9 protein-coding genes and 1 pseudogene are annotated in these 11,948 nt (G+C 40.3%); 3 read left to right on the forward strand and 7 right to left on the reverse strand.

The annotated features are described in order from the left end of the window. Positions 1 to 79: 79 nt before the first annotated feature. The 3 genes and pseudogenes from istA to istB form a co-directional block, all read left to right on the forward strand. Positions 80 to 739 (forward strand): annotated as a pseudogene (istA, locus tag ACFPQ4_RS16530) (IS21 family transposase); the annotation flags it as partial. Further along, positions 713 to 1,339, forward strand: a complete 627-nt coding sequence (locus ACFPQ4_RS16535) for a Mu transposase domain-containing protein (protein WP_378113151.1) — start codon at positions 713 to 715, stop codon at positions 1,337 to 1,339. The pseudogene istA and the gene ACFPQ4_RS16535, both read left to right, overlap by 27 nt. Positions 1,340 to 1,341: 2 nt before the next feature. Next, entirely contained in the window at positions 1,342 to 2,088 is a 747-nt protein-coding gene (gene istB / locus ACFPQ4_RS16540) for an IS21-like element helper ATPase IstB (protein ID WP_378112972.1), read from the forward strand. Positions 2,089 to 2,436: 348 nt separating this feature from the next. On the opposite strand, the gene ACFPQ4_RS16545 is transcribed toward istB, so the two are convergent. The 7 genes from ACFPQ4_RS16545 to cysC form a co-directional block, all read right to left on the reverse strand. Then, entirely contained in the window at positions 2,437 to 4,830 is a 2,394-nt protein-coding gene (locus ACFPQ4_RS16545; protein WP_378112973.1) for a hypothetical protein, read from the reverse strand. After that, positions 4,830 to 5,792, reverse strand: coding sequence for a glycosyltransferase family 2 protein (locus ACFPQ4_RS16550; protein WP_378112974.1), 963 nt, complete (start codon positions 5,790 to 5,792; stop codon positions 4,830 to 4,832). The genes ACFPQ4_RS16545 and ACFPQ4_RS16550 overlap by 1 nt, the downstream gene beginning before the upstream one ends. Positions 5,793 to 5,803: 11 nt before the next feature. Continuing rightward, entirely contained in the window at positions 5,804 to 6,718 is a 915-nt protein-coding gene (locus tag ACFPQ4_RS16555) for an NAD-dependent epimerase/dehydratase family protein (protein ID WP_378112975.1), read from the reverse strand. Continuing rightward, a complete protein-coding gene (locus ACFPQ4_RS16560; protein ID WP_378112976.1) occupies positions 6,715 to 8,061 on the reverse strand; it encodes a glycosyltransferase in 1,347 nt (448 codons plus the stop codon). The genes ACFPQ4_RS16555 and ACFPQ4_RS16560 overlap by 4 nt, the downstream gene beginning before the upstream one ends. A gap of 3 nt (positions 8,062 to 8,064) precedes the next feature. Next, positions 8,065 to 9,234 carry a glycosyltransferase family 2 protein gene (locus ACFPQ4_RS16565; RefSeq protein ID WP_378112977.1) on the reverse strand — a complete coding sequence of 390 codons (1,170 nt, stop codon included), beginning with the start codon at positions 9,232 to 9,234 and terminating at the stop codon, positions 8,065 to 8,067. A 17-nt stretch (positions 9,235 to 9,251) separates the two neighbouring features. Further along, on the reverse strand, positions 9,252 to 10,961 hold the full coding sequence (locus ACFPQ4_RS16570) for a sulfotransferase family protein (protein ID WP_378112978.1): 1,710 nt from the start codon (positions 10,959 to 10,961) through the stop codon (positions 9,252 to 9,254). Positions 10,962 to 11,341: 380 nt separating this feature from the next. Further along, positions 11,342 to 11,941, reverse strand: coding sequence for an adenylyl-sulfate kinase (gene cysC / locus ACFPQ4_RS16575; protein WP_378112979.1), 600 nt, complete (start codon positions 11,939 to 11,941; stop codon positions 11,342 to 11,344). Between the last annotated feature and the right edge of the window lie 7 nt (positions 11,942 to 11,948).

Consider the following 11,948-nt stretch of genomic DNA (forward strand, 5'->3'; position numbering starts at 1 on the left):
TATATCGGTCTATGTTTGGACATCTTTTACCGGCTAATTTCGGTCATGGTAGGTTAGCGGAAACAGCTTACTTTGGAATGAGTACTGCAAGAACTGCCGGTCGTGCCGAGAGATCCCACTCATGTATTCGCAATTCTGCCACCACTATCAGCAGTACACAATGAAATCGAACGCCACCATGCGTATTCATCGCAAGCCGGGTGAACAACTTGAAGTGGATTGGGCCGGGCAAACGGCGTCCATCATTGACCGAGAGACGGGCGAGATGGTTACCATGTATGTTTTTGTAGGTGTTCTCGCCTACAGTCAGTATGCGTATGTAGAGGCCTTTGCTTCGCAAAATCAGGAAAGCTGGATTACCGCCCATATCCATATGTATCATTTCTTCGGGGGCTCGACTCGTGTACTCATACCGGATAATCTAAAGACCGGCGTGGATAAGGCATCTGGGCACGAGCCAGTAATCAACAAGATCTATCACGAGATGGCCGAGCATTACAACACTGCCGTCATTCCTGCACGTGTCCGTAAACCCAAGGACAAGCCCAGTGTTGAGGGGGCCGTTGGCGTGGTCTCCACATGGATTCTAGCCGCGCTGCGCAAGCAACAATGTTTTAGTGCTGTGGAGTTAAATCAAGCCATCCGGGAGAAGCTTGACGTCTTAAATGAAAAGTCCTTTCAGAAAAAAGAAGGGAGCAGGAGCAGTGTATATATGACGGAAGAAAAATCGTATTTACTCCTACTGCCTGCTACCCCCTATGAGTTGGCGACCTGGAAGACCGCCACTGTCCAATTCAATTATTATATAAGCATTGAGAAAATGCACTACTCCATTCCTTATGAATATATCAAGCATCGCGTAGATGTACGAATGACACGCAACGTTATCGAGATCTTCTTCAACAATAATCGCGTATGCTCCCACCCGCGCCTCTATGGGAAACCGGGGCAATACAGCACACTAGAAGATCACATGCCGGACAATCATAAGAAATTCATCCAATGGAACGCGAATCGCTTTATCTCTTGGGCGCAAAGTGTTGGCACACATACAGCCACCACTGTCCAAGCGATTCTCACTTCCCATAAGGTAGAGCAGCAAGGCTATAGAAGCTGCATGGCTCTGCTCAAGCTTGCTGACAAGTACGGCATAGTTCGTCTCGAAGCGGCTTGTGCTAGAGCATTATCGTACACGCCAAGGCCTAACTTCCAGAGCATCAAAACGATCTTAATTACCGGACAGGATCGGTTTGAAGCACAACTGGAAACAACGGATTCATCACTCTCTTCTGAAAGCCATGGATTCATCCGCGGCGCAGATTATTACGGGAGGGCTTAACGATGATGCAAGAACCGACCTTGCGCAAACTCCAAGAAATGCGCCTCTCCGTTATGGCGGAATCGTACCGAAATCAATTGTTAGACCCAAACTTCCAAGTCCTATCGTTTGAAGAACGTTTTGGACTCCTTGTTGACACAGAGTGGTCCAGGCGAAAGAACAACCGACTATCTTCGTTAATCCGTAAAGCTGACTTTCAGCAAAGTAACGCCTGTATCGAAGACGTTGAATATCACGCTGATCGAAAGCTTGACCGGACTCAGGTCCTTCGTTTGGCAACCGGCACCTATATTCAAGAGAAGCTAAATATCATCATCATGGGTGCATCAGGCGCTGGAAAAACCTACTTGGCATGCGCCTTCGGTATCGCCGCCTGTAGGAGCTTCTATCCGGTCAAATATGTACGGTTATTACCCGAATTGCTGAATGAACTGGCAGTAGCCCGGGGCGATGGCATCTATCAAAGAGTAATGAAGACCTACGAGAAGATACCATTATTAATCCTGGACGAATGGCTACTTGTCTCACTCAAGGAGAGCGAGGCTAGGGATCTGCTCGAGATCGTAGAGGCTCGCCATCAACGAGGGTCCACGATTTTCTGCTCACAATTCGCCCCTGCCGGTTGGCATGGGAAAATCGGTGAAAGCACATTGGCAGATGCTATTCTCGATCGGATCGTACAGTCATCCTATACGATCACAATCGAAGGCATGGACTCAATGCGCAAACGTAAAGGACTCATCACCTAGCTATCAACTATCTAATTCAAGGGGCTGCCGCAAGCTGGCGGCTCCTACCACCAGAAGGGTGGCTCATTTTCTCCGGAGGGCTGGCTCACTTATCACCGGAATGATGGCTCTATTTCATCGAAATATTCAATCGCTTCATGTTACGGCTTGGTATGTCGCTCGCCCTGTCTCCGACAAATACTTTCGTCGATACGCTATTACGAACAGATTTCGCCATAGGCAAGTATCCTAGCTATGCGAGGGCTTGGCCCCTATGGCGACTGGACTTTCACCGGTTAGAAAATGCGTGCCTCTGGACACAAAAGAAACCCTCTCGATTTCCAAGAGGGCAATCCATTAACCATTCCATCAATTAATCATTATTTCCTTTATAATAAACCAGTCATATCCTGTATCGCCCGCACCATCGATTCTTGCTTTTATTCTTGTTGCCCCGTCAGGTATATCCATATCCAATGATACCCATTCCTGATTATACTTATCGGGCCCATAATTGAAAGTTGCAACATTTACCCATTCATTGTTCACTTCTGCATCCCAATAAAAGTTAATACCATTCGACATATTAGGTTGTTTAGCTCCGGATGTTAATCCAAACGTTGCGTGTGCCTTAGTCTCTTTCTCTATCGGAAATACAATTTCAGCGGGGGGATGAAGAAATAACGCGTCTACCCCATATTCTTTAAGCATATCGTATTCGATTGGCGAACTAATATTTTGAGGTTCCTTATTCATTACATTCTGCCATACAGCAGTTAAACTACGGTAATTTTCTATTGGTAATTTAGTATACGATATGTCTTTGAAGAGACTTATATGGATATTAGTGTGATAAAAAGATGAGTTTTTCACTTGAAACTTTACGCTTACCACCTTATTGATATTTTGCCCTGACAAAAATTTAAGAACATCTTTATTACCCATCAAAACGGACGATATTAGCGTTGGCTCAGATATCATTTCTGGTATGATCCTAAATGTTCTACTTTGTTGATCCTCTAAGGTGACAACTATCTCTACTATTGGCGGCTTAAATAGTAGCGTTCCAAGTTTCCCCTTCAGTGTTTCCTCAAATTGTGCGGTAATATATAGGGGATTACTCAAATTGGGGAGCGTGAACTCTTCATTGAATTTCACATTTCTCTCAGCGACAATATCCAACTTAGGCAATGCGTGAACATTATCATCTCTCTTAAATAATAAATATCCCTTATCATTAAAAATCGGGGTATATCGATGAAATAAGGACCGAACCCATAAATTATCATCGAGAAGCGGCAATCGATTATCAATGGTTTCATTACTAAATAAGACATACTCCGATGGTTTTTGTAGAATGTGTTTCTCATTTATTTTTAACAACCCAGAGGTATACGCAGCATAACTTTGAAAAGCGGGTCGCGGGACCCAATTTAGATTGTTACTAATTAAACGTGACTGATTATAGTTATAGATGTCTATTGTGTCCTCTTGAACAATAGCTTTAATTTTAGGTATTTCATTTGCCAACTGGTACGCTACTGTCTGTGCCTCTAATGATGCAAGATGTTCTTTTAAGTGAAATAGATTTGAAAGATTACTCTTTGTTACTGTTATTTTACCGCGTACTAATTCAAATGAAAGAAAATTTTTATAGAATGCATAATTTATTGTCATTATGGAAATCACACTTATCATTACAAGACAACAAATTCTTAAGTGACCTGTCTTAATCAATTTTTCATTTTTATTATCCATGAACTTAAGGCTAACAATAATACGACCTTCTACACTCTTATTCGAATCACGGAAATTTTTCAGAAGAACAATAACAAATGCTGGGGCAACTATTAGATACATGAAAAATTGTGTGTAATGAAGGTCATGCCGAACATAACCCTCTTTCCATGCAATAAAACCTATTCCAACAATAGAAAGAAAAAAAAGCAGAAAAGAATAATTCTCTCTGTATTTTACTAACATAACCTTATATATAACACATATACACAAAAGGAAAGCCAATAAAAGCCCCACAACAATGGTTGTGTTGCTCCCTACTAGAGACATCGCATCAGAATATCCATTTGAATACTGCCAACTATATTTCATATAGGAGAACCAGTTTGATAGATTTTGACCAGATAACATCCAAATTAAAAATTGGGATATTGCAAATGAAAACAATACCAAATAGGTGCTGATTTTATTCTTTTGCAAGAATAAAACGATAGCCATTAATACTAAGATAAATATAGAAGTCAAAAAATAGGTAAATTTGATGTAACCAAAAACAGACAAGATAATTACGCTGGATATGATAATAATTGTTCGAATTGCATTACTATTTCTATACAAAATTAATAAGAGTAGCATTCCAATCTGACAGGAAAAATAGAAAGTATCGTCACCCGCATTTAAGACAAATCCAGTCGCAAGAAAAATCGTAGATAAAATGCCAGCCTGCATTCCAATACCAAATAATTGAATGGAGACTATACCAGAAAGAATTAAAGAAAATACAACTTTATACCAAAATAACTCAGATGCAAACGAATTCATGAAGTAAGGAGCTAGTGGGCCATAAGTAAATACGATATCGTCACCAAATTGAAAATTATTCTTGATCGCATAATCTAAAGCATTATGCCACGATGGATCTAGTCCTTCTCCAAATAAAACTTGACCAATTCCCATAATAAATAAAAAACTTATGAATGATATCATGAATATACCAATAAATTTTAGCCTTAATCTTAATGCCATTATTTGCACCTCAATAATCTCAATATATAGAATGAATTTAGTAAGAGTCCTTTTTTATAAAATTTCCATTTGATAACCAATTTAATTTTGTTTATCCTACCAGGTTTCCTTAAAGCTAAATATGCTGTCAAAGTGTTTATTAATCGATCATCCATTATGTCTTCAAATGATCTAAACAGAATAAAACACTGATTAATATTAGGATCTATAGAAAAGGGTTCCCGAATCTTCGCTACTGCACTTTTGAACCTATATCCATTAGTGCCGACCTGGTTCTTCCCATGCTGTCTATAAAGAATGGTTCCCTTGTTTAAATGCCCGATATGTCCAAAGCAACTTGCGACCAGACCAATCCACCAATCATGCATCATACAGTGTTGGGGAATCGGTTGGCATACCTGGGCAAGCTTGCGATTAATCATCATTGTACATCCCGTAATTACATTTTGTACAAGAAGTTGGTTTAGTTGCGTTCTTGAAGGGTCTAAATTTTGATAATCCCAAAAGGATGGAGAGATCACATTTGCTATTTCATCGCATATGATTAGATCCGTATGGATTAGAACAGGCTCACCTGGATGTTCATGCTCCAATGCTTTCATTCTGGTGAAAGTACTTTCAATTTTATCTGGCAACCAAATATCGTCCTGATCTGCAAACATAAAGTATTCATATTTGAAATTATTCTCAGTGTACTCCAATAATCGGTTAAAACTTAGCTTAGCGCCCAGATTCGATCTTTCTTCCAAAAGATGAAGGGTTAGTTTTTCTTTGTATGTCTCGATAATACTTACTGTCTCGTCACTTGAGCCATCGTCTCTAACAAACAAAATAAAATTTTGGTAGGATTGTGAGGCTAACGAATCTAGAAAATCTTTCAAATATTTATGTCCATTGAACGTGGAGAGCAATAGCGCAATTGTGCTAGATTGATCCATACTCCCTCCCAGCCCTTCAATCAACTTGTTTCCACCTATTTCAACATCAACTTAGTCCTCTCGATGCCTTCAAATAAACTCATCTTTGGTTCCCAAAGCAATAATTTCTTTGCTCTCTGAATATCAAGGACGTTTACAGGAACATCAAGTTTTCTCCCACCAATATAATTAACATTCAACGTTGTATTTGCAACGTGTTCTATGATTTCAATTAATTCAATTAAGGTTTTACCTACGCCGCTTCCTATATTAAAGATCTTCTCTTTTCCTTCATAATCCAATAGCTTTATCGCTGCAGATACTACATCAGATATATAAATGTAATCTCGAATGACGCTACCATCACCCCAGATTTCAATTTTTTCATTCTTAAGTGACCGATTCAAGAAAGTCGCAACGACTCCCTGGCCTCTATCGGGTAATTGACCCTCCCCATACGGGTTAGATATTCTCATAACTGAATAATCAAGACCGTAAAGCTCGAAGTACATATGTAAATACTTCTCTACAGTAAGCTTATGTATCCCATAAGAGCTCGTTGGAAAAGTAGGGTGCGTTTCTGGGATAGGAATTATCGATGGCTTTCCGTAGACGGTCCCTCCCGAAGAAGCAAAGATAATCTTTTTAATGCCTTGATCTTTAGCCGCATCTAATAGTTGCAAAGTTGGAATAACATTGGACGACATGTCTATTATTGGGCTGTCATTCGAAGTCTTTGGATTTGTCGTACTTACTAAATGAAAGATTATATCAATATTCATCATCGACTTCTTTATAGTTTCAAGATTTGAGAAGTCTCCCATAATCCATTCAACATTATCTAATATAAGTTTATTTGCCTTGTCGGGTTGAGTCCTTCCAAGAACTCTCACGTGATGCCCTTCACGAAGTAGTCCTTCGCAAATATGAGTACCAATAAACCCGCCGCCGCCCAGCACTAGACAGTTCAATGTGCCGCCCCCATTTTTACCTCCCTCCATAGACTAGTCTGCATTTCTTGCACATACCTAGCGATATTAAGAGGCTCCTTTATGTGAGTTGAAATTTCATGAATCAGATGCCTGTTATCGGAGATGTGTTTAATTGTGTCAGCTAAAGCTTTATAGTCGCCTGCCGGGAAAGTATATCCACTGGTTCCGCTCTCCACCAATGAAGATAATCCTCCTAAATCCGAGACAACTAAAATACGTTTGGCCGCCAGTACCGATAACGCGGTCAGTGGCGTATTCTCATACCAGATCGAAGGTATGACGACGACATGTATGTCACGTAGAACATCGGCAAACTTCTCTTGCGGAAAAACGCCGCAATAATGAATTTGACTGGAGTTCCCAGACAGCTCTTTAAGCGTCATCTCGAATTTTTCGTTTTCCGCGGCGCCCCAAATATAGTACTCGATGTTGGTTTCATCTTTTAAATGCCTTGCCGCTTGAAGAAGAATTTGCGGTCCCTTCGATGGTCTCAGCGTGCCAATAAACGCTACTTTTAGCACCCCGTCTTTCTTTGCCAGAGGTAGATTAACCGTGCCTCTTGACTGCTCAGGAATAGGGAATGGGATTATGTATTCGTTTTTGTTTTGGAATTTATTGTCGTGGAAAATGGATTGAATAAATGGATTCGACCATACTACGCCATCTATCATTCCGAAAAAGTCTTTATGACGGTTAATTCTAACCCCTAATGATTTTATGCTGGAATTCGCTCCTGTGTTTACCCGCGATGCGATGCGTGGCAACCGCTTTGCTACCTTAAATTTGACAGGAACTTTTGCCATGCCCTTGGTATATGCATCGATGAGGCACGAAAAGCACTTTGTATCGCTTGGCCCACTGCATAGTTTGTTATTGTACTTAATCAATTGATAGGTCGGGCACATTACCCAAAAATCGGTTACGGTCAAGCAAAACGGGATACGATGCTGTTTAACTACTTTGGCAAAAGTCTGCGTTAATCTCATCAAATGAAAACAATGCACGATATCCGGCTTCCAGCTATTGATAATCGCGCTAACATGTTGCTCTATCGATGGATCATTGGATTCGCTTTCTAACCTCTTGATCGGATCATGGACCTCGGGTATGACGAGTTTCCATACCGTAATTCCTCGTACGGACTCCTCGCGGCATTCGACTTTCTCTGGTACGGTGTCACCCGGTAAGATTGGCTCCGTCGTGAGTATGGCCACATCATGTCCTAATCTTCTTAATTCCTCTGCTACTTCTAGAGTAAGCGTTTCAGTTCCCGTATAAAATCTGGGGAAAAATTGATGGCATGCAAGGAGAAATTTCCCCAAATCTTACACCCCCTTAGAGTTTTCCTCGATAAGTAAAGCAATATCATGCGGCACTACGCCTTTTTGTTTATAACTTGCATAAGTCTCGCCGTACAACCCGCCAACCATACTGCCTACGATTTGATCGACCGTATCATTCAATTGTTCATTAGTCGCGTTTGAATACTGTTCTTTAATTAATTGCAGGACGTAATTTATATGATTCTGAAAAGCCAGCACTATACCTGAATTGACTGCCGAATTCAACTCCGCTCGCTTTGCAAGCTTCATAATAAACCAATAGATAGCCTTTATTGATTTGCTTTTCTTTAGCAATTTTAATGAATACCCTTGACCTGCCGACTTATGACCTAGTTCTTCGTGAATCTTTGAAGCCATTTGATTCGTTTTTTCCGTTATCATCAATAAATCATTGTATTTTAGGAAAGTCATGTCTCTTTTCAGTTTTCCCATTACTTCTGCACATACAACATTATCAATAATCGCTCTTCTAAAGCGGTAATTGGGACTACGATTATGAGAATGGTGTACCTTAACGCGAGGATCATACATTATGACATGCCCTTGCTTAATTACTTCAAAAGCCCATGCCATATCTTCACCGAATGGTACGTCTGGGAATGGAGTCTCCAACAATACTTTCTTTTTATAAATCGCGCAAACGTTGTCAAATCTTATTCTACGAAGACCTTCATCAAAGGGAAGCATCTCGAATTCCTTTATGGAACCAATCTCTTGAACTATCGGAGCGTCACCTAAATATTTCGAATGATAATCTACTTCGAATCTTGCGTATAGATCGGCATCATGATGTGGAATTTGTTGTCCATATGCTGCTACCACATCATTATCCTCAAGCGCGCTGACGAGTCGTCCAAGCCATTTTTCATCTACTGGAATAGCATCTTGAACCAACAAAACGACATTCTCATACGAAGTCATGGCCACCGCTTGATTTCTCGTTCTGCTATGATGGAAATCCTTATTGCTGATCGTATGCACGATGGCGCCTGCACTCTTTGCAATCTCCACTGTATTGTCGGTAGAGCCTGAATCGATCACTACTATTTCAATGGGACGAGCAAAGTCTTGCTTTAGCAACATTCCCACGGAATGTTCGAAAATCGAACCGCCGTTAAATGTAGGGATTACTATGCTTACGCCTGATTCCATCTAGATTGCCCCCAAGATTATCTATTTTTAGCTCGTCTTCTTATAAACCTCTCAATAGCCCGCAAAGGTCTTCCAAGCTTCCACGATAAAGTGGAAGTCATGTCGGCAACCTCCATCCTATATCTGCCTATCTTTTCTTCACGTTGCTCGATTTTTCTGTTTAACTGTTGAATTTCCTCGCTGAGATCAACAATCGTTAACTGTAATCTTTTGATTTCTTCGATATTATTGACAATGTTTTCTCTGAATTTTACGTTATTATCATTCAAAATTTTGATTTGCTCATTCATTCTTGAATTCTGAATTATGTATTGTTCGCTAATCTCTTTATGCTTATCAACCTCAGCTTGTCTTTCCGCCACCTGCTTTTTAACAAGTAGGATCGTTTGATCTTTTTCGTCAACCGTCTTAAGATGTCCACGATTAACGTCAGCAAGTAGTTGGGCATATTTCGATTCGACAATTGTAGCTATTCTATAAACAATCTTAATAGAGATTATCTCTTGAAGTTTTGCTGCTTCTGGGATACTTACAAATATTTGAGGATCATCGGACATGGAAGCAATGGAGTAACAATCATCTATTGCGATCGATTGCGAGTTCAACTTATCAACCGATAGATTAACGAAATTATTACTGCTCGAGATTCTGAACGCGCCGTTATTAAACTCGACATCAATACTCAAGATATCTATAAAACAAGATACTCCACTCGGATCTATGCGCAAGTTACCTTGAACTCCCTTGGGGAAGTACAAAGTATATTCGTTGAATCTTCCATTCGCCTGTATATTTCTCTTTATTGAGCTTGCTTCATTAAAAGTCTTGTTATCTGTCTCCCAAAAAACTTGTAAAAACGTATTGGTTGCATCGTCTGATAAAAGTTGACTTGTCGATAAATAGTTTAAGTACAATTTGCTAATATAAAGATTAAATGAAGCGGAGCCCAAATCGTTACCGTCAATTTCTTTGCAGGCATTGTATACTTCCTTAATCGAATGCAAATGCTCGTTCCGTTCCAATTTATTATCCAACGACTTATTTCGCCGCAACCCCGGTTTGATAAACTGACTTATACGAGCATGCGCGGTCACTTCATCGCAAGGCCATATAATGTCCAGGCCATTAGTGATTGTTTCCAAATCTTCTTTCCAGTGTTCTAAAAAACTCTCATACTGTACAACTGTCCTGCTACAGGAACTGGTCCAGTACAAAGATGACAAAGTATAGTTATACCAGATCCCTAACGACTTCTCTTCAGAAAATCCGTCCCTCTTTTGAAGCGATAGACTTACTTCGTTTGGATTTCTCATGCAAATCAAATACTTGATCTCGAATTCAAGTTCTAACGCGATTTCCTGCCAAAGAGGTAATAATAGACACGTCCTTGGATCTTTCCATGCCCATAGCGGTTTATCTATAAAGCTTTTATCGACAATCTCGATCAGCTCTTTTTTGCATTCATCAATTTCCGGTAGCTTCGTCCAACCACTTGGCAATGGAAACGCAGTATCCCACCGCGATTGCAAAATATCAAGTATTTTGTTGTGTGTCGTAACGATCCCTGTATGTTCCCAATAGCCTTCAGGATTGTCTTCAGTCGCAGGCATCAAATCATGGTCTTCACCCAAATAAGCTCCCAGTAAATTCAATGTGCGAGTGAAGACCGATGTGCCGCTGCGATGCATACCAAGTATGCAAACCGCCGTTGATTTCGTAGTTCGCATAACTAGTACCCCCCCATTTTTTTGGAAACAATCATTTTCTGTCTACAAAGTTTCTGAATGGACGGTTGGACTTAATCCAAAGTCAACAAAACCATTAGCCAAGGATCCGTGATCCCTCTCCGAGAATGCTGGTCGGTGCTCCCCCAAGTTCAATTCCTTGTGCTGTTTTTATGTGATAATTTCCGCGCCCGATTTTCGTATCTCAACGACTCCGCTACTATCTTAGGGTCGTACATGGCTTGCAGTTTATTAGTTAACGATGTTAATAGCCGCCCGAATAATTGCAGAACCCTGTACCGAAAATCTCCAGGGGGAATACAACTTTTTTAGGGTTCCATGCGACACTACTCATAAAAAGTCTCCTCTAAAGGCTAATAGGACTATATCAACACTTGTCCTTTTAAGAAGGATATGATTTTTGAAACGCCCTCTTCCACCGACAATTGATCCGTACGGATTTCGATTTCTGGTTCAATTGATTCTTCGTATGGAGAACTTATACCCGTAAATTGTTGTAATTGGCCGTTTCTGGCTTTGCGGTACAACCCTTTCGGGTCTCGTTTCTCGCACAACTCCAGCGGACAATTCACAAATACTTCAATGAACTCTTTTTCCGAGAACATCTCTCTCACTTCGACTCTATCTTCTAAATAAGGTGATATGAATGCGGCAATCGAGATTAATCCCGCACTAACGAATAATTTCGAGACTTCTCCTACGCGTCTGATATTTTCTTTACGGTCAGCAGGGCTAAACCCCAAGTTTTTATTCAATCCTTGGCGGATATTATCGCCATCTAACACATAAGAACTTAACCCATTATTAAAAAAATACTGATCCAAAGCGTTTGCTAAAGTGGATTTTCCCGATCCTGACAACCCAGTCAACCATATTACAAAGCTTCTGTGCTTATTCTTAGCTTGACGATCTTCTTTAGAAATCGCATAACTTTGACTGATAATATTAGGGTTTATGTTCATCTATCTC

It is taken from the genome of Cohnella yongneupensis (genome assembly GCF_042655785.1).
In the GTDB taxonomy this organism is placed as follows: domain Bacteria; phylum Bacillota; class Bacilli; order Paenibacillales; family Paenibacillaceae; genus Cohnella; species Cohnella yongneupensis.